We start from the raw sequence: 19,744 nt of genomic DNA on the forward strand, positions 1-19,744 counted from the left end.
ACTCACTAAGTAATTAAACGATTGAATATGAGAAATTTGAAGAGAAGTGCTTGTTTGCTCGCGGTATTGACTGTTTTTATATTGAACCCATTTGATTCCAATGCGCAGGGGGATAAAAAATCGTCGGAGATTCTGAATGCCATGAGCACCAAGTACCAGAAGATCAAATCCTTCAAAGCTCTTTTTACCTACATTACCAAAGGTGAAAAGCCGCTGAAAGGAGAAGCGACTGTGAAGGGCTCGAAGTTTCGGTTGAAAATGGCAGGTCAGGAGATCTTTAACGACGGCAAATTGATGGCTACTTACATCAAGGAAACCAATGAAGTGAATTTGCAGGATTTCGACCCGGCCGCGAGCGGCGATCTGGACCCTACCAAAATTTACACCGCGTATAAAAAAGGCTTCAAATCGGCATTTGTGAAGGAGAAACAGGAGGCAGGGAAGGCGCTGGAAGTGGTGGAACTGACGTCTACCAACAAAAACAGCCAGGTGAACAAAGTGCAGATCGAGGTGAACAAAGCCGATAAGTCGATCGCAAGCTGGAAAATTTTCCAGAAAAATGGCCAGGAAGTGACCTATAAAGTGGATCAGTTTGTCGCAGACGTGAATGTAGCCGACAATTTTTTCGCATTCAATGCCAAGCAATATCCCGGCGTAGAGGTGGTTGATTTGCGTTAATCCTGATTGATATTCCAAAAACAAATGGGTGAAACCTTCCGGTCTCACCCATTTTTCTTATAAGCGTTATGATATTGCTGGTTAGCTGACCGCATGGTGCAGGTCGCGGTATTTCTTGATCAGGTTGTGCGATTCGAGCAGTTCCGCTTTCTGATTAGCGATGAGCTGGCGGATATCTACCGGCAGATCGGCGTCTGTGGCCAATGCATCGTCATAAGCTTCCTGCGCGGCGTCTTCGCCATATTCGCAACTTTCGAGTACCGAAGTACGGTCGTGGCCGGTGAATGTAGCTTTGATGTCCATCCACACGCGGTAGATTTTACCGGAAGTGGTAGTGCCGGTTGCGATCTCTCCACCCAGATTGCGGACTTCCGTGCTCAGTTCATTGATATTTTCACGGCTTTCGTTGGCCATCTTCTGGAAAATTCCACGCAGGTCAACATCGATATCTTCTACTTCTGCCAGTGCCTTCTCATAGCCGTCTACGCGGTCGTTGTTAATCCTGATCAGGTCGTTCAGTACTTCAATCAGATTCTCGTTGGTTTCCATGGTTATTAGTCGTTAAAGTTTGTGACAAGTTTTATTGGTAAACGGTTGCATAGGTTTCAAATGCCATGCCATTTTTTCTGAAATGCCCTGAAATGCATCGCAAAGCGGTTTTTGGCCTGCGTATATGTGGGAGATATTGCCCGGCGCGCGGCACGTATATGATTCCGAATGTCATCAGATCAGACGGGGCGGGCCAGCAGCGATTGCACGCGCTGTTCCGTTTCGGAGAAATACTCGGCTTCTGCTACCTGCTTGTTGATCAGCCGTTGCAGGCGGTTATTTTCATAAGCCCTGAACACGGCCGGGTGCACATAATATTTCTTGCAAACCGCCCGGGTGTTGCCCAGATGTGCTGCTACGGCATCCAGGCAGGTATTCACCGTCCGGGTGAGCTGGCGCTGTGAATTCGCTTTTTCCTGTTGGCTCAGATATTCAAATGCCGTGACGGTGCCCATCCAGGTCCGGAAGTCCTTGGCCGAAAAGTTGGCATCCGTATAGCGGCGGATATAGTCGTTCACCTGCTGGGCATTGAGCGCACATTTCCCTCCATTTTCATTGACGTACTGAAAAAGGCGCTTGCCGGGCATTTCCTTGCATTGCTTTACCAGCCGCGCCAGTTGCTTGTCGCGCAGGGTAATGTCCTGCCGGATGCCTTTCTTGCCTTTGAACATAAACCGGATACGGCTGCCGGTGACAGTCGCGCTGCGGGCGTCGAGGGTGGTAATACCCGATGAACCGTGGCGCACCTTATACCGCTGGTTACCCACACGAATGCAGGTTTTATCCATCAGCTTGATCACCAATGCAATCGCCTTGGACAAATCGAACTCACGCTTGCGCAGGTCGTGCTCTACCTGCTCGCGCAGGCGGGGCAATGCGTCCGAGAACATGAGCAGCTTATAATATTTCGTCTGGTTGCGGATCAGGTTCCAATACGGGTGGTAGCGGTATTGCTTCCGGCCGGCGGCGTCGATGCCGGTGGCCTGCAGATGTGCGTCCGGATCGGCGCTGATCCATACGTCGGTCCAGGCTGGCGGGAGTACGAGCGATTTAATGCGCTTGATGGCGGCCGGGTCCTTGCAGCGGTTGCCCTGCCGATCGGTATAATAGAACCGTGGCGCCTTGCCTTTGCGCGTGTAGCCGGGCGCGTCGGCCGATTGCACGTAATGCAGCCCTGCGGCTTCGGCGGTGGCTGCCGGATTTTTACGGAGTTTCTGGAATTGCCGGGCGGTGATAACAGGTTCTGCTGCTAGTGTGTCCAGTGTTGCGGCTACTGACATGTGGTTTACCATTTAAATTCACCGCCACACCTAATAAATTGATACCAATGCCAGGAGAATGCGCCCAGCCGCGCTGACGCCGTATTCCGCCTGTTTCTGACCAATAAAAAATCCCCAGCCCAGGCGGATCACCCGCGGGGCTGAGGAACAATGTACTCAATTATAGAAGGACTACTCCGCAGGGAAATAGATGCTGAAAACGGAGCCCTCGCCGGGAACCGACGTGGCGTCGATAAAGCCCTTGTGGTTTTCCATGATTTTCTTGCAAATCGCTAGTCCGATGCCTGTTCCGGGATATTTGTGCGCCGGGTGCAGCCGCTGGAAAATATCGAAAATCCGGTGCTCGTACTCCTTCTCGAAGCCGATGCCATTATCCCTGAATGCGATCACGTGGTAAGGCTGGCCTGGCGTGGCCTTCTCGTTCGGCACCTCAGTACCGTCGATGATGCGGGTAGTAATGTTGATCTGGGGCGGTACGCCCGGTTTCACAAACTTCGTCGCGTTGCTGATCAGGTTCACAAACAGCTGGTGTACCTGGAACGGGATAATGTCGAGCGAAGGCAGCGTGTCCCAATGCACCGAGGCGCCCTTTTCCTCCACGGTGTCCTGCAATTCGGAAAGGACATGGCGGAGCAGCTCGTTGAGGTCTGTCAGTTCAAATACCTTTTCCATGCTGCCGGCCTTCGAGTAGCTGAGGATATCCTCGATCAGCATTTGCATCTTTTCTGCCGCGAACCGCATTCTTTCCACCGAATCCTTCACTTGCACGGAAAGGTCGGGATCTTCGCGGTCGAGGACCTTGGAGGCGAAAATCTGGATTTTGCGCAGCGGTTCTTTCAAGTCGTGGGTCGAGATCCAGTTGAGATTGGCCAGCTCGCGGTTGGCGAGTTTCAGCTCGTCGTTAAGCGCCCGGTTTTTATCTTCCTGGGTACGGATGACCCTGTAATTAATGTGCTTTTGCAATGCATAGGAGAAGCTCGAAGCCGCATTCAGCTCTGATCGGCGCCACGGAAGGCTCTTGTTCTTCACTACTTCCATCCACAGCTCGAACGATTTGCGGGGCGAAAGCCTTACGCCGTCTTCATTTGGCAAAACTGCCTTATCGGGATTACCTGCCCAGTTGATGGTCTCTACTTTCTCTTTCCTGAGCCACAATATCCCGTCGTTTTCGCCCGAAACCATCGAATGGTACACGACGCCGGCGGCGTATTTGGACAGTTTTTTGGCCTCCGGATAAAATTCCGAAAGGTGATCGGTTTCAAAACTCTTGTTCGGGTAGGCATCGGCGAGGAACCTGAAAAGCTGTAACAAATCCTGCTCTGCAGGCACGTCGCCATTGGTATAAAGCACGCCATCGTAAAAAATAGCGGCCCCGGAGGCATTGGCCAGTTTCAGCAGCGAAGGCAACTGATGGCTAACCTCCATGAAGTTTTCCGTCTCGTGCAGGGAAGTGAGCGCTTCTACGAGTGCCTTATCCACCTCTTCGCCGATGTTATATTCCTCCGCTACTTCCCTGACCGCTATTTGCGACGTCAGGAAATGCCCTTGCAGCAATGCCGAGAGCCGGGTATAGTGTGGTAATATTTTGGGCGAATAATGGTGGCAGGCAATGAGGCCCCACAACTTCTGGTTTTGCAGGAGCGAAATCGTCAGCGTAGCACCCACACCCATATTTTTCAAATACTCGATATGGATCGGCGACACGCTTCGGAGGACCGACAGGCTGAGGTCGAGCGAGTGGTTGCCCTTGTCCGCCGAGTCGTCGATCGTAAGCAGCGGCACGGGCGTGTAGCTGATGTCGGCGATCATCCGCAGCGGGTTGCGTATGTACAGCTCGCGCGCCTGCACGGGTATGTCCGTATGCGGATACTTTTGGTTGGCAAATGAAACGAGGTCTTCGCGCTTGCTTTCGGCGATCACCTCGCCATTGTATTCGTGATCGAAGCGGTAAATCATTACGCGGTCGTAACCGGTAATGGAGCGGGTTGCATCGGCGATTTCCTGGCAAAGATCCAGCAGCCCGCTTGATTTTTCCATGATCGACACGAAGTTGCGGGTCTGGTTATACAGGTTCGGCAGCTGCAATGTGCCGTCCGGGAACGGTTCAAGCTCCATGATTACGTTTCCGCCGCTCTCGTGAACGGTCGTATTGAACGGCGTGCCGTTCAGTTCGAATACGAACGGCTGGGCCGAATCGATGAAGCCTTTTTGGGCATAAACCGCAAATGCCGCAGCCTGTTCTTCCGGAAAAACCTCGCGGATCTGCTTTCCGAGAATCTGCTCGGGCGTGTAAGCGATATATTCAGCGCTGTTGGCACTGCAAAATTCGATACGGGAACCGCCTTTCCTGATTCCCAGCAGAAATCCGTGGGGTTGAATGCTTCCTGGTATATGGATGGGTTCACTTTCGCAATTTGTCAGGTTGACAATGTCGCGATTTACGATGTCCTTGATATTCATTTCCTACTGATCAGTTGCGACCGGCTTGCCTGTCTGGCTCAGCCAATTGTCAATGATGGTAAACGTTTTTTTGGCGCTGGCGATCACTTCCTCCCGCTTCTCTGTCTGGCCGGCAAATTGGGTAAGCGAAGAGATGAAACTTTTCCACAGGTTGCCGGTTTGTGCGCCATATCCCCAAAAATAGGAAGCGCCGTTTTCTGGGGTCAGGCCCAGCACCTCATGTATATGTTTATATAAAATCTTACCGCCCAGCGTGGAACCTTCGAGCACATACATCGCGCCCAGTGCCTCGCCTACGGAAGAAAATTCGAAACGATAAACCGGTAATGCATCTACGTCGGCTTCGGAAAAGCCCGTTGCCAGCAAATCGTCAATGATCAGCCGGGATTTGTAACGTCCGGCCAAATCGGTGATTACGGGGGAAATAGCAGGGAATAACTGATCCTCACAGGCAATGGTCACGCCGAAAAGCGCGGTCAGGTAGGTCTGATAGTCCTCAATGGAAACGGAGGGGGAGAGTATGGCCCTGGAAAGGGGGTTATCTTCCAGTTTCTGGTGGCTTTCCGCTGTTTCTTGTCTTAATCTTTTGAAAAATAAGTCTTGTTCCGTGTTGAAAGCAGTCGCTTCACTCATACTGAATGCAAATTGAAACTTATAAGAATTAGTTGCTTATCAAAAATTGTTCCAACCCCTCTGGCGTCGTCGTCGCCGCACTGTCGAGCAGGCACTTTGTAAGGATTTCGACCAGGCCGTTGAAGCTGGTAGGCTTTTGAATATACAAATTTGCACCGCACCTGTACGCCGATTCCCACAGATATTGTGCAACGGATGTGGAAAGTATCACGATAGGGATCGCTTCATGCCCCGGCGTGGCCCTGATTTCTGCAAGGCATTCCAGGCCGTTTTTGACGGGCATATTCATATCAAGGAAGATAATATCCGGCTTGCCGGTCGAGTTTCTCAGCATTTGCATAAGCTCCATTCCGTTTTCGGCTACGGAAAGATCGGTCGCTATGGGGACCTGTTCTAATGCTTCCTGAAAAAGGAAAGTGTCGTCGTTGTCGTCGTCGGCCAGTAAAATCCGCACAGGATCAACAGGGTTCATTAATAGCAAGATAGAGTTGGAAAAGGCTTAAAACACCCGAACGCCGGTGCCGCCTGTCAATGGATTTCGACAAATGTAGGTATTCTTTTTACAGAAAACTAGATGTCCTCCCGGTGACGTCCCGCCCGTTCATGCAAGCTGGAAATGACCGGAAAGCCTGGCGGTGGCACGCTTTTTTAAAATTCCCGATCCAAATCATCAAAAAATGAAAACCAATTATGAAAAAGATCACATTAAGTATCATGATGGCGGCTACCGTGGTGGCATTCTCTGCTTGTAACAGCAATAAATCCGAGGATACCAAAGAAGTGGCCGAGGAGCAAAACGAAGCTAAACTGGATACGACCGGCATGGAAGACGACGCGGAATTTGCCGTAGCGGCAGCCGACGGCGGGCTAATGGAAGTGCAACTGGGCGAGCTGGCGCAAAAAAACGCTGCCAGCGCGGATGTGAAGAAATTTGGTGAAACAATGGTGACCGAACACTCTAAGGCGTCCGAAGAACTGAAAACGCTGGCTGCGCAGAAAAATATTACGCTGCCCGCCATGCTCAGCGACGACAAGCAGAAGAAATACGACGACCTGGCCAAGAAAGAAGGGGCCGAGTTTGACAAAGCTTATATTTCGTTCATGGTAGACGACCACAAGGAGGATATCAGCGAATTTGAAGAAGCCGCCAAGGATGCCAAAGATCCCGAGGTAAAGGCCTGGGCGGAAGGAAAACTGCCGACCCTGAAACATCACCTGGAGATGGCGGAGGCGCTCAACAAGAAAACCAAGTAATCTTAACTGACAGCTTACCGGCCCGGAGCGCAATGCGTTTCGGGCTTTTTGCATTATAAAACGCGGGATAGTGAAAACAAATCATCAATTTGTAATTTTAGCGCCGGCGTTTTGCCAGGTGCGGAAAGTAATTCCGGCAAAACGCTTGCGAATTGATTTTGCATAAGTTTATTTTGTCTACCTATTATATAGAGTATTTCATGTTTGCAATCCTAACCCGTCCCGCGAAATTGACTTTGGCGGCCATCTCCGGTCTGATGACGCTGGTGATGTCCGTTTCGTCCGTATTCGCGCAACCCGCTCAGCGTCCGAATATTATCTTTATTTTCTCCGACGACCACGCCTATCAGGGCATTGGTGCGTACGGAAACAAGATCGCCAAAACCCCGAATATCGACCGCATTGCCCGCGAAGGGGCATTGCTGACCAATAACCTCGTGACAAACTCCATTTGCGGCCCGAGCCGGGCGACATTGCTCACCGGCAAGTATAGCCACCTGAACGGCTATAAACGCAACGACCGCACGCGCTTCGATACCAGCCAGACGCTGCTTTCAGAGACATTGCGGAAAAGCGGTTACCAAACAGCCTGGATTGGTAAAATGCATTTGAACAGCCTGCCCGCAGGTTTCGACTACTGGAATGTGCTGCCCGACCAGGGACATTATTATAACCCGCAATTCATCGGCCAGCCGAACGATACGACGCAATACACGGGCTACGTGTCCGACCTGATCACGCAATTCGCTACGGGCTGGCTCGAAAAGCGCGACGATAGCAAGCCGTTTTTTCTTATTGTAGGCCACAAAGCGACACACCGCGAGTGGATGCCCGATTTGCAGGACCTCGGCGCATATGATGATGTAACCTTCCCGCTGCCATCGACATTTTATGATGACTATAAAGGAAGAAAGGCAGCCGCAGATCAGGACATGACCATCGATAAAACGATGCGGATGAAGTTGGACTTGAAAGTGGGTGTCGATTATGACAAGGATCCTTTATACAGACGCCTCAACCCGGAGCAGAAAAAGGTGTTCAAAGCCTATTACGACAAAGTTTCGAAAGAGGTGACGGACAAAAACCTGACGGGCAAGGCATTGGTGGAATGGAAATACCAGCGCTACCTCCGCGATTATTTCTCGACGGCGAACTCGCTCGACCGCAACATCGGCAAGCTGCTCGATTACCTGGATAAAAGTGGTTTATCTAAAAACACGGTAGTCATTTACGCTTCCGACCAGGGCTTTTACCTCGGCGAGCACGGCTGGTTCGACAAGCGGTTTATTTATGAAGAATCCCTGAAAACACCTTTTGTTATCCGCTATCCGGGTGTGATCAAGCCGGGAACGAAGGTGGACGACCTCGTCGTGAATATCGACTGGGCACCTACCGTGCTGAACATCGCGGGCGTGAACACCCCTACCGATATGCAGGGCAAATCTTTTTTCCCATTGCTGAAAGCGTCCAATACGGCACAGGTACCTTGGCGCAAGGAGGCCTACTACCACTATTACGAGTTCCCCGAGCCGCACCATGTCCACCCGCATTTCGGGTTGCGGACGAGCCGTTACAAGCTGGCCTATTTCTATGGCGGGGCCGATTCGTGGGAGCTGTATGATTTGCAGAAAGACCCGAAAGAGGTTTCCAATATTTACGGTACAAAAGGGACCGAAAAGCTTACAGCCGACCTGAAAACGAAGCTCAAAGCATTGATGAACGAATACAAGGACGACGAGGCATTGAAAATCCTCGCGACTGCCCAACCCTGACCAGCGTGGCGGATAACCGAATGGACAATACCAGAGGAGCGGCGGCTCCCGGAGCATCGGCTCCCGGAGCGGCGGCTCCCGGAGCGGTAGCTCGTGAATACGATGCCATAGTGGTTGGCTCCGGCCCGAACGGCCTGGCAGCCGCCATTACCATGCAGGAAGCGGGACTTTCGGTATTGCTCGTGGAAGGAAAGGAAACCATCGGCGGGGGAATGCGGACATTGGAGCTGACATTGCCGGGCTACAAGCACGACATCTGCTCGGCGATCCATCCGATGGCGTTAATGTCGCCCTTTTTTAGGCGGCTGCCGCTCGCGGACTTTGGATTAAAATTCGCGCAACCGACGCACGACGCCGCCCACCCGCTGGATGGCGGAAGGGTGGCAGTACTCGACCAGTCGGTGGAAGCAACAGCCGCCAGGCTGGGCGTCGATGGGCCGGTGTACCAAAAATGGATGGGTAACCTGTTGGAATCCATTCCCGCATTGCTACCCGACCTGCTGGGGCCGCTGCAATGGCCCGGTGAGCCTTTCCGGCTGGCGGAATTCGGGCTGGCGGCATTGCTGCCGGCTACGTGGACGGCTGGTAAGTTCAAGACGGCGGAGGCGCGTGCATTATGGGCCGGCATGGCGGCACACTCGATCCAGCCGCTGGGCAACATCGCCACATCGGCATTCGGGATTATGCTCATGGCGGCGGCGCACATGAAAGGCTGGGTGATCCCGGTAGGCGGTAGCCAAAGCATTGCCGATGCCCTGGCGGCCTATTACCAATCGCTCGGCGGGACGATACAGACAGGCTGGATGGTAGAATCGGTCGATGAATTGCCTTCCGCCAAAGTGGTATTGATGGATGTGACACCCCGGCAGCTGGTGCGCATTGCGGCAAACAGGCTGAGTTCATCCTATAAAAAGCGGTTGGAAAGTTACCGGCACGGGCCGGGGATATTCAAGGTGGATTGGGCGCTGGACGAGCCGATTCCTTTCATGCGGGAAGAATGCCGCGGGGCGGGAACGGTACATTTGGGTAATACTTTTGAAGAAATCGTGCGGTACGAGCGGCATGTAGGAAATGGCAGGCGCGGCGAGAAGCCGTTCGCATTGGTAGCGCAGCAAAGTTTGTTCGACAGCACCCGCGCTCCCGAAGGCAAGCATACGGCATGGGCGTATTGCCACGTTCCGAACGGCGACGACCGCGACATGACCGAAGCGCTGGAAAGCCAGATCGAGCGGTATGCGCCGGGTTTCAGGCAAACTGTTAAGGCAAAACACAGCACAAATGCGAGCGCATTCGAGCAATATAATCCGAACTATATCGGAGGCGATATCAACGGCGGTATCCAGGACATTTTACAATTGTATTCAAGGCCGGTGCTGAGCATTTCGCCCTACCGGACGTCGGCGAAGGACATTTACATCTGCTCTTCGTCTACACCGCCCGGCGGGGGCGTACATGGCATGTGCGGGTACCATGCGGCGCGGCAGGCATTGCAGGATGTTTTTAAAATAGAAGTTAAAAGAGCGTAACAGCGTTTTCAGTAATATGAAGTTTTCAATCAAAGGTTTTTGCGGACTGGCAGGAGTGGTAGCCGTGACATTGTGGGGCTGCGGAAGCAAACAAACGGCCGAGGAAAAGCGCAAAGCCGACAGCCTCGCGGCCTGCATTGCCGACGGGATGCCCTCGCGTGCGTCCGCAATCCGCAATGCGAGCCTGGTGACGGAAGGCGCGGGCGACACCACCGGTATGGTGTGGATTCCCGGCGGCAAATTCCTCATGGGCGCCGACGAGTTCCCTGACTCCCGCCCGATGCACGAAGTGACCGTGAATGGTTATTATATAGATTCTCACGAGGTGACCAATGCGGAATTTGAAGCATTTGTTAAAGCCACCAATTATAAAACCGTAGCCGAACGTCCCCTGAACCCGGCCGATTATCCCGGCGTGCCTGCCGATAAACTCGTGCCCGGCTCCGCGGTGTTCACGCCTACGCCTACACGCGTAAGCCTCGATAACCCGCTGCAATGGTGGAACTACGTCGCCGGTGCCAACTGGGCACATCCCGAAGGGCCGTCGAGCTCGATCAAGGGGCGGGAAAATTACCCCGTCGTGCATGTATCGTACGAGGACGCGGCTGCATACGCCAAATGGGCCGGCAAGAGGCTTCCTACCGAAGCCGAATGGGAATTCGCGGCGCAGGGTGGCAAAGGAAACCACACTTATTACTGGGGCGACCAGCTGAAACCCGGCGGCAAATGGGTAGCGAATATTTATCAGGGAAGTTTCCCCGACAAGAATACAAAGGAAGATGGCTATCTTACGGCCGCACCGACCCGGTCGTTCCCGGCCAACCCGTACGGTTTGTACGACATGGACGGCAACGTGTGGGAATGGTGCGAGGACCTTTACCGGCCTGATTATTACCAGAAAAGTCCCGCCGCGAACCCGAAAGGGCCTTCGGACAGTTATGACCCCGACGAGCCCGGCGCCGTGAAACGCGTGCAGCGCGGCGGCTCCTTCCTGTGCAGCGACGACTATTGTATCCGTTACAAAGCCGGAAGCCGTGGCAAGGGTGAAGTGACCAGCGGCAGCAATAACCTCGGTTTCCGCTGCGTAATGGACAAAAAGTAAAATTGACCAAACCGACGAAGCAATGAGTATGCGCTTTCTGACCGTCCCCGGCCTGGCAAGCTCCGGGCCACAGCATTGGCAGACTATCTGGGAAGAGCAATATCCCGAGCGTTTCGACCGCGTACAGCAGGCAAACTGGGACTGGCCCGTGAAGGAGGATTGGGTAGCGCAGCTGCAAAAGCAGGTGAGCGAACTCACCGAGCCGACGATCCTCGTGGCGCACAGCCTGGGCTGCATTACCGTGGCGCATTGGGCCCAGGAGCACAGTTCGGAGTTTATCAAGGGCGCATTACTGGTAGCGCCGGCGGATGCGGAGCTGTCGAAACGGTTGAATTTCGTTGTGGGATTTACGCCCATACCCGTGCGTGCGATCCCGTTCAAAACCATTGTGGTGGCCAGTACCAACGACATTTACGCCACCATCGGCCGCTCGAAGGTATTTGCGGCGAACTGGGGCAGTGATTTCATCAACATCGGCAAGAAAGGGCATATCAATGCCGTTTCGGGGCTGGAAGATTGGGTAGAGGGGAAGAAAATATTGGAACAGTTCGAGGACGTAAAATTGCTCGAACGCGAAGCAACGCGCTCGTGAGAAATATCGTAAAGGATTGTTAAAGCCTGTTAATGGTCTGAATAGTCCCTTTAATTCTTTATATCTTTCAAATCAATTCTTCTACACTTTAAACGATTGAAATTATTATGAAAAGAATGTTTGTACTCGCAGCAGCTGGTTTGCTTTTCAATGTTGCTGCCATTGCCGACGGTCCCGGAAAAAACGCTGCCGACAAAACTTTGAAAGTAGATCCCAAAGCGAGCACCGTCAACTGGGGCGCGAAAAAAGTGACCGGAACCCATGCCGGAACCGTGCCCCTGGAAAGCGGCACACTCATCGTTGATAATGACAAGCTCAAAGGAGGAAGTTTTGTGGCCGACATCAAATCACTGGTTGTGACCGATGTAACGGATAAGGAAATGAATGGCAAACTGACCAATCACCTCAAAAGCGACGACTTCTTCTCGGTAGAGAAACATCCGCAGGCGAAACTGGTGATCTCGTCGGTTACACCGAAGGGCGGTAATGCGTATGACGTAACAGGCAAGCTCACCATCAAGGGCATTACCCAGGACGTGAAATTCCCCGCAACCGTAACCGCAGATGCCAAAAAGGTGACCGCAAACGCGAAAGTGAGCATCGACCGCACAAAATACGATATCAAATTCCGCTCGACGAATTTCTTCGAAAACCTCGGCGACAAGGCGATCGACAACGACTTTACGCTGGACGTAAATCTGGTTGCGAACAAATAATCAGCGAATATTTAAAAGACACGGAAATCCGGTTTGAGCGATCAGACCGGATTTTTTTTTCGTCTATATTTGAAAATTGAGATTTGATAACTGATAGTAATTCTATGAAAAATTTTATCGCTGGTATCGCTATATGCACATCGATCATTACCGGACAGGTATTTGCCCAAACCGAAAACAAGCTGCCCGACTGGGCATTCGGAGGCTTCAAACGTCCCGCCGGCGTGAACCCGGTCATATCGCCTGACAGCAATTCACGTTTCTTCTGCCCGATGAACAAGCGCCAGGTCGATTGGGAATCCAATGATACTTTTAATCCTGCGGCTACGATGAAGAATGGCAAGATCGTCGTGCTTTACCGTGCCGAGGACAAGGCGGGCAAGGCGATCGGTATGCGGACGTCGCGGCTCGGATATGCCGAAAGCGAGGACGGTATCCGGTTCAAAAGGCGCAAGCAGCCCGTGTTATTTCCGGCCGAGGACAGCCAGAAAGCAAACGAATGGCCCGGCGGCTGCGAAGACCCGCGCGTGGCGGTCACCGAAGACGGCCTGTATGTGGTGATTTACACCCAATGGAACAAGGATAAGGCCCGGCTCGGCATCGCCACCTCGCACGACCTGCTTACCTGGGAAAAATACGGCCCGGCATTCCGTGAAGCTTACGGGGGCAAGTTCAATAATATCTGGACAAAATCAGGCTCGATCCTCACTAAGCTCGTGGGCGACAAGCAGGTAATCGCCAAAATCGACGGCAAATACTGGCTCTATTTCGGGGAAGCCAATGTGAATGTGGCTACCTCCACCGATTTGATCAACTGGGAGCCCGTAGTGGATAGCAAAGGCGAACTCCTGAACCTGATTTCGCCCCGCAAAGGCTATTTCGACAGCAACCTGACCGAGTGCGGCCCGCCCGCCATCCTGACGGACAAAGGCATTGTACTACTCTATAACGGTAAAAACGACAAAGGCGAGGACGGCGACAAGCGTTACACGCCGAACAGTTACTGCGCCGGCCAGGTGTTGTTAGATAAAAATGATCCTACCAAAGTCCTGGCACGCCTCGACACGCCGTTTTTCCGTCCGATGGAACCGTTCGAGAAAAGCGGGCAATATGTGGCTGGCACCGTTTTCATTGAAGGAATGGTGTACCACAAAAAGAAATGGCTGCTCTATTATGGCTGCGCCGACTCGCGCGTAGGTGTGGCGGTTTACGATCCGGCGCAAAAAGTGCCCGGCGACCCGATTCCGAACAGGTAGGCAGAGCAGGAGCACTGCGGCATAGCGGGCACGAAGCATGCGCTTCGCATCAATGGGCCTACGGCCGGGCAGGTTAGTACAGGATAGTGCATCAGATATTTTTAGGAATTTTTGGATATTAATTTCTGCTTTTTTAAGAGAACTTAATGCCGCAATATCCCTTGAAGTAAGGGAAGTCAGTAGTTCCGGAGTCACTAAACCTATAAATGCGATCACAATGAGTTTCAGAATTTTCAAGGCCGGAATGCTCCTGGCCGCCGCGATGACCCTCACCAGCCAGGTCGACACTTTTGCGCAAAAAGCCGAAAAAGGCTTCAAATCCATCTTCGACGGAAAAACACTCAAAGGCTGGGACGGTGATCCCAAATACTGGCGTGTGGAAAACGGCTCCCTCGTGGGCGAAATCACGCCGGAAACCCTTCTGAAAACCAACTCATTCATCATCTGGCGCGGCGGAGAACCGGGCGATTTCGAACTGAAAGGTTCGTTTAAAATCGCGGCCGCCGGCAACTCGGGTATCAACTACCGCAGCGAGCAGCTCACCGATGTCCCCTTCGCATTAAAGGGCTACCAGGCCGATATCGACGGTAAAAACAACTACACCGGGCAAAATTACGAAGAGCGCAAGCGCACCACATTGGCCTACCGCGGCCAGAAAACGGTGATCAAGGAATATACCGGCGAAAAATCAGCGGAAGGCGTCCGGAAGAATGTTTCCAAAAACGCCTGGACTGGTTTTGAAGTGGTAGGCTCGCTCGGCTCCTCCGATTCTTTGAAAACGTTGATCAAGAGCGAGGACTGGAATACTTTCCACCTGATCGTCAGGGGAAATCACCTGCAACATTACATCAATGGCGTCCTGATGAGCGACGTTACCGACAATGACACGGTAAATGGCGCCAAAAAAGGCCTTTTAGGGGTACAAGTACACGTGGGTCCGCCGATGAAGGTCGAGTACAAGGACCTGCGCATCAAACAATATTAGTGAGAACACCGGTCGTCGGCTGTCGTCGGTCGGTAAAACCTTTTAATGCAGCGCTTACAGCCTAAGGCTTAAAGCATAAAGCCCTTGTAATGAATAAAATCGGATTTAATGTGCTGGCCTGGACGGCGGCAGTTTCGGACGACCTGTTCCCGATCATAGAAAGATTGAAAACGATAGGCTACGACGGCGTCGAGTTCTATTTAGGCCCGCAGGAAGCGGCAGCTTACCAGCGGATGGGAAGTTTTGTCAAAGACCTGGGCCTCGAAACAACGGCGGTCATGACGCTGGGCGCAGACGAAAACCCGGTGAACGACTCGGCCGAGGTCCGCGGAAGAGCATTGGACAAGATCAAATGGGCTGTGGACCGTGCGCATGACCTCAATTCGAAAGTCATTTGCGGGCCGTTCCATTCGGCGCATACCGTGTTTGTAAACCGCCCGGCCAACGACCGGGAATATGCATTGGCAGGCGAAGTGCTGAACGCCGCAGCCGATTACGCGGCTCAGGCCAATATCACATTCGCATTGGAAGCACTCAACCGTTTCGAATGCTATTTGTGCAACACCATGGAGCAGCTGCTTAAGTTGGTGAAAGCCGCCGACCATCCGAACGTGCGGGCGATGTTCGACACGCACCATTCCAATATTGAGGAAAAAAGTTACCTGAACGCATTGCAAACCATCGCGCCCGTGCTCGCGCACGTGCATATCAGCGAGAACGACCGCGGTACGCCGGGTACGGGACAGGTAAAGTGGGACGATGCCTTCGCCGCATTGGCGGCCATTAAATATGACGGCTGGCTGACGATCGAGGCATTCTCGCGTAACGATCCGGGTTTTGCGAATGCGATCGGCGTTTGGCGGGAGTTCAACGAGCCGTGGGATATTGCCGAGAACGGCTACAAATTCATCCGCGAAATGGGCCTGAAACACGGGCTCTGATAACCACCTTTTTCAGCCGGGTTTATGAAAAATCTTTTGAAATCAATGCTGGCGCTCGGCATTGCATTGGTCACTTTCGGCTCCAAAGCGCAGGATGACCCCGCGAAACACCGGGTCGTGTATAAAGGCGACAAGGGCCCGGGGGTGGGTAAGAACATCGTTTTCATCGCCACCGACCATGAGTACCGGGGCGAAGAATCGCTTCCAGCACTGGCGCGCATCATGGCGAAGCGCTACGGGTTCACGTGCACCGTCGTGTACGCGCTGGACTCCAGCGGCTACATTTACCCCGGCAGCTCGAATGTCAAAGGCCTCGACGTGCTCGATAAGGCCGATCTGATGGTGTTATTCATGCGTTTCGCACATTTTGAGGACAAGGAAATGCAGCATTTCGAGAACTACCTGAAACGCGGCGGCCCGATCGTGGCATTCCGGACTTCCACCCACGCATTTGAAATCAAAAACGATCCGAAGTGGGAGCATTATACCTGGAACTACAAAGGCCCGAAAACGGCCTGGAAAGATGGTTTCGGGGAATATATCCTCGGAGAAACCTGGGTGTCGCATTACGGTACCAACCATAAACAATCTTCCAAAATCATCGTCGAAAAAGCGCAGGCCAGCCACGCTATTATGCGCGGTGTGCAGGATATGTGGGTACAATCCGGCGGCTACACGGCCGAGCCGAAAGGCACGGTGCTGGCACGCGGGCAGGTACTGAACGGCATGACGGCCGATTCGCCCGCCGATCCGACCAAAGAATTGCTACCGGTTGCCTGGATTCATGATTATCAAATGGAAGGCGGCAAAAAGGGCCGGGCATTTACGACGACGCATGGTGCTTCCGAAGATTTGCTCAATGACGGTTTCAGAAGAATGGTCGTGAATGCGATGTTCTGGGGTTTGGGGCTTGAAAAGGACATTAAACCGACCAACGACATTGCATTTGTAGGCCCTTACAAACCCACTACCTTCAATTTCAGCGGGTACAAGGCGAATGTAAAGCCGTCAGATCTAGCCGGGTGGGATTCGCTCATTATGCCGGGCGAGGTCGTGAAGAAGAAATCCAAATGATTTTTTATTAATTGAAAAAATAAACTTTTTAATGTCTCAGCAACTTCCATTTCGCTTTGGGTCAGAGGTTTACACCTGGTTCATGAGCAACAGCGGCCAAACGCACCAAGGCCGGTTAGGACATATGATTGAAGTCATCGCGAAAGCGGGTTTCACGGGCATCCAACCCATTTTTACCTGGATGGGCGACCTCCAGGATCCCGATCTGCTCGAAGCCAAACTCAAAGAACAAGGTATCGAACTGGCCGCATTGGCTCTCGCACTGGACTGGAATGAAGCTGAGGAAACTGAGCGCGAGCGCGAAGTGGCCGACCACGCCATCCGCGTGCTGCAACGCTTCCCCGGGGCCGTGCTGAACACCGTACAAATCCCGACGGGCCGGCATAACATCCAGGAGCGCCAGCAACGCCTCATCAATATCGTTAACACCGTATCGCGCCGCGCGGCCGACAAAGGCGTGCCGTGCAGCTACCATCCCAACTCGCCGCATAGCTCCATTATCCGCACCGAAGAGGATTACAAAATCGTACTCGGCGGCCTGGATGCCTCGGTAACCGGCTGGACGCCCGATGTGGGCCACATTATCAACGGCGGCATGGACCCGCTTACGAAAATGAAGGAGTACCAGTCGCTCATCAACCACGTGCATTACAAAGACTGGAACGGCGCCCCTGAGTTTACATTAATGGGCAAAGGAAAGGTGGATCTGCCGGGCGTTACCCAGTGGCTGAAAGACATCAATTATACCGGCTGGATCATCTGCGAAGACGAAGGCGAAGAAGCCCTAGAAGACCCGGATTTCGTAACCCTGCACGACGGAAAATGGATTCAGCAGGAGTTGATTCCCTCATTGAAGTGATTTGACCGCCGACGGTCGGTAAATAACGAAGCATTCCAGCGCTATGCCTACAATAAAAACCAACGGTATCAATTTTTACTACGAGGAACGCGGTTCCGGGGAGCCTTTGCTGCTCATTATGGGCATTACCGCGCCGGGGTCGGTGTGGAACGTGCATGTGGCCGACTGGAAACATCATTTTCGCTGCATTATCGGCGATAACCGCGGCGTGGGGCTGACGGACAAACCGGCTGGACCGTATTCGACCGAGCAAATGGCCGACGATTATGCCGGGTTGCTGGATTCGCTGGGTTTGGAAAATGTGCATGTAGTAGGCTGCTCGATGGGCAGTACCATTGCCCAGCAGCTGGCGATCCGTCATCCTGAAAAGGTAAAATCGCTCGTGCTCATGTGCCCGTGGGCGCGGTGTGACAACTACGCCAAAAGCCTTTTTCAGCATATCGCGAATGCCAAGGCGCGTTTCCGGCCGGAGGAGTTCAGTTTGTATATTCAGCTGCTGATTTTTTCCAAAAAGTCGTGGGATGACGCGAAGCAGCACGAAGACCTTGAAAACGGACGGCGTATCGATGCTTTCAACCCGTTTCCGCAGCCATTACACGGCCTGGAAGGGCAGGCCGCGGCTTGTATTAACCACCATGCATTGCCGGACTTGGACAGGATTACGGCACCAACGCTGGTGATAGGGGGCAGGGAAGACATTTTTACGCCGGTATGGATGGCAGAAGAGGTCGCCGGCGGGATTCCGGGCGCCGAACTCTTCCTGTATGACGAGCTCGGCCACGCATTTCATTTTGAAAATACAGAAGATTTCAATGCCCGTGTGAGGAACTGGCTGAGCCGCGTACCGGTAGCCTGATCCCGCATTTTTTCAGTAAAAAGCATTAAAATAAGGCATTTTGCGCCTTTTTCAGGTTTAGATAATTACCAGTTTAATTAAGATATAATGGAGATCGGCGATTCGAAAGGCACCGGAAGGCAGGCGGAGGACTGGAAGAACAAGGTATCGAACCCTGTACAAGTGGGCGGTATCGAAACTTCCGTGCTGGACAATGGCGCTGGGCGCGGAACCCGCATTGCGTGGATCAACACCGGCGCAGGGCTGCGGTTTAAGGTGGTGATCGACCGGGCGATGGACATCGCCGAGGCGTTTCACAACCAACACAGCCTGGCGTGGATCAGCCACGGCGGCATTACTTCCCCGCAACCGTTTTCGGACAAGGGCATCGACTGGCTCCGCACGTTCGGCGGCGGTCTGCTCACGACCTGCGGCCTCTCGCATGCGGGCGGCCCCGAGTCGGACAGCTTCGGCGACCGCGGCTTGCACGGCTTGATCGGTAACCAGCCCGCGGAGATCGTCTCCATCGTACAGCCCGACCTGCGCGCCGGGAAATACGACATGAGCATCACCGGCATTATCCGCGAAACGCGGCCATTCGGGCCAAGTTTGGAACTTAGAAGAACCATTTCAGCGACCTTGGGCGAAGCCAGATTGCGCATTCATGACGAGGTGATCAACAAAGCCAATACCGCCGCGCCGCACATGCTGCTTTATCATTTCAACTTCGGCTGGCCGTTGGTGGACGAGGGTACGGATATTCTCTGGAACGGGCAATGGTTCCCACGACACGGCGCGGAAAATGCGAAGATTTTTAAGGACGGTAATGCATTCAAAAAAGCCCCTGCACCACTGGAAAGCCATTTGGGCAGCGGCGAGGAAGTAGCATTGATCGACGTGGATTCGGATATTTTCGGCGACAGCATTTGCGGCTTGCATAACGGGCAGCTCGGGCTCGCGGTTTCATTGAAATTCAAAAAACACCAACTCCCCTGGCTCGCCAACTGGCAGCATTGGGGCAAAGGGGAATATGTCACCGGCATCGAGCCCAGCACACACCCGCTCTCGGGCCAGGCAAAGGCGCGCGAAGACGGGACGCTCATTTTCCTCGAACCGGAAGAGACACGGGAATATGACCTGGAACTGAGCGTGCTGACGACGAAAGAAGAGATCGAAGAGTTTGAATTGAAAGTAAATGTGTCGTAACCGGTGCACAGCGCCGGAATATATTA

General features: G+C 53.0%; 19 protein-coding genes. 14 read left to right on the top strand and 5 right to left on the bottom strand.

All coding sequences use genetic code 11. The features are described 5' to 3' along the window. The first annotated feature begins 27 nt into the window (after positions 1 to 27). Complete coding sequence (gene lolA1, locus H144_RS0100380) at positions 28 to 678, top strand: outer membrane lipoprotein periplasmic chaperone LolA1 (protein WP_051100028.1); 651 nt, start codon at positions 28 to 30, stop codon at positions 676 to 678. An 81-nt stretch (positions 679 to 759) separates the two neighbouring features. On the opposite strand, the gene H144_RS0100385 is transcribed toward lolA1, so the two are convergent. From H144_RS0100385 to H144_RS0100410, 5 genes are all read right to left on the bottom strand, one after another. Continuing rightward, positions 760 to 1,227 carry a ferritin-like domain-containing protein gene (locus H144_RS0100385; protein ID WP_019940037.1) on the bottom strand — a complete coding sequence of 156 codons (468 nt, stop codon included), beginning with the start codon at positions 1,225 to 1,227 and terminating at the stop codon, positions 760 to 762. 179 nt (positions 1,228 to 1,406) lie between these two features. Beyond that, complete coding sequence (locus tag H144_RS0100390; protein WP_051100051.1) at positions 1,407 to 2,507, bottom strand: DNA topoisomerase IB; 1,101 nt, start codon at positions 2,505 to 2,507, stop codon at positions 1,407 to 1,409. 171 nt (positions 2,508 to 2,678) lie between these two features. Continuing rightward, positions 2,679 to 4,967, bottom strand: coding sequence for an ATP-binding protein (locus tag H144_RS0100400; RefSeq protein WP_019940040.1), 2,289 nt, complete (start codon positions 4,965 to 4,967; stop codon positions 2,679 to 2,681). A gap of 3 nt (positions 4,968 to 4,970) precedes the next feature. Then, positions 4,971 to 5,600, bottom strand: a complete 630-nt coding sequence (locus tag H144_RS0100405) for a biliverdin-producing heme oxygenase (RefSeq protein ID WP_019940041.1) — start codon at positions 5,598 to 5,600, stop codon at positions 4,971 to 4,973. Positions 5,601 to 5,628: 28 nt separating this feature from the next. Then, positions 5,629 to 6,072 carry a response regulator gene (locus H144_RS0100410; RefSeq protein WP_019940042.1) on the bottom strand — a complete coding sequence of 148 codons (444 nt, stop codon included), beginning with the start codon at positions 6,070 to 6,072 and terminating at the stop codon, positions 5,629 to 5,631. Positions 6,073 to 6,290: 218 nt separating this feature from the next. On the opposite strand from H144_RS0100410, the gene H144_RS0100420 reads away from it, so the two are divergent. The 13 genes from H144_RS0100420 (at position 6,291) to H144_RS0100480 (ending at position 19,718) form a co-directional block, all read left to right on the top strand. After that, the gene (locus tag H144_RS0100420) at positions 6,291 to 6,854 is read left to right on the top strand and encodes a DUF4142 domain-containing protein (RefSeq protein ID WP_019940044.1); all 564 of its coding nucleotides are present in this window, start codon (positions 6,291 to 6,293) and stop codon (positions 6,852 to 6,854) included. A gap of 200 nt (positions 6,855 to 7,054) precedes the next feature. Next, positions 7,055 to 8,626, top strand: coding sequence for a sulfatase family protein (locus H144_RS0100425; RefSeq protein WP_019940045.1), 1,572 nt, complete (start codon positions 7,055 to 7,057; stop codon positions 8,624 to 8,626). A gap of 20 nt (positions 8,627 to 8,646) precedes the next feature. Further along, positions 8,647 to 10,152, top strand: a complete 1,506-nt coding sequence (locus H144_RS0100430) for a phytoene desaturase family protein (RefSeq protein WP_084599921.1) — start codon at positions 8,647 to 8,649, stop codon at positions 10,150 to 10,152. A gap of 16 nt (positions 10,153 to 10,168) precedes the next feature. Beyond that, the gene (locus tag H144_RS0100435) at positions 10,169 to 11,254 is read left to right on the top strand and encodes a formylglycine-generating enzyme family protein (RefSeq protein WP_019940047.1); all 1,086 of its coding nucleotides are present in this window, start codon (positions 10,169 to 10,171) and stop codon (positions 11,252 to 11,254) included. Positions 11,255 to 11,276: 22 nt separating this feature from the next. Continuing rightward, positions 11,277 to 11,846 (top strand): RBBP9/YdeN family alpha/beta hydrolase, encoded by a 570-nt coding sequence (locus H144_RS0100440; protein ID WP_026350281.1) that lies wholly within the window; start codon positions 11,277 to 11,279, stop codon positions 11,844 to 11,846. 116 nt (positions 11,847 to 11,962) lie between these two features. After that, positions 11,963 to 12,562, top strand: coding sequence for a YceI family protein (locus tag H144_RS0100445; RefSeq protein ID WP_019940049.1), 600 nt, complete (start codon positions 11,963 to 11,965; stop codon positions 12,560 to 12,562). 104 nt (positions 12,563 to 12,666) lie between these two features. Further along, positions 12,667 to 13,818, top strand: a complete 1,152-nt coding sequence (locus tag H144_RS0100450; RefSeq protein WP_019940050.1) for a beta-1,2-mannosidase — start codon at positions 12,667 to 12,669, stop codon at positions 13,816 to 13,818. A gap of 217 nt (positions 13,819 to 14,035) precedes the next feature. Beyond that, positions 14,036 to 14,803, top strand: a complete 768-nt coding sequence (locus tag H144_RS0100455; RefSeq protein ID WP_026350282.1) for a 3-keto-disaccharide hydrolase — start codon at positions 14,036 to 14,038, stop codon at positions 14,801 to 14,803. 89 nt (positions 14,804 to 14,892) lie between these two features. Beyond that, complete coding sequence (locus tag H144_RS0100460) at positions 14,893 to 15,744, top strand: sugar phosphate isomerase/epimerase family protein (RefSeq protein WP_019940052.1); 852 nt, start codon at positions 14,893 to 14,895, stop codon at positions 15,742 to 15,744. Positions 15,745 to 15,768: 24 nt separating this feature from the next. Next, positions 15,769 to 16,818, top strand: a complete 1,050-nt coding sequence (locus tag H144_RS0100465; protein WP_019940053.1) for a ThuA domain-containing protein — start codon at positions 15,769 to 15,771, stop codon at positions 16,816 to 16,818. A 31-nt stretch (positions 16,819 to 16,849) separates the two neighbouring features. After that, positions 16,850 to 17,677: a sugar phosphate isomerase/epimerase family protein gene (locus tag H144_RS0100470; protein ID WP_026350283.1), complete on the top strand. Its 828-nt coding sequence runs from the start codon at positions 16,850 to 16,852 to the stop codon at positions 17,675 to 17,677. Between the two features lie 43 nt (positions 17,678 to 17,720). Next, entirely contained in the window at positions 17,721 to 18,533 is an 813-nt protein-coding gene (locus tag H144_RS0100475; RefSeq protein WP_019940055.1) for an alpha/beta fold hydrolase, read from the top strand. Between the two features lie 87 nt (positions 18,534 to 18,620). Beyond that, complete coding sequence (locus H144_RS0100480) at positions 18,621 to 19,718, top strand: aldose 1-epimerase family protein (RefSeq protein WP_019940056.1); 1,098 nt, start codon at positions 18,621 to 18,623, stop codon at positions 19,716 to 19,718. The last annotated feature ends 26 nt before the right edge of the window (positions 19,719 to 19,744 follow it).

The sequence above is a fragment of the Dyadobacter beijingensis DSM 21582 genome, assembly GCF_000382205.1.
Taxonomy (GTDB): Bacteria; Bacteroidota; Bacteroidia; order Cytophagales; family Spirosomataceae; genus Dyadobacter; species Dyadobacter beijingensis.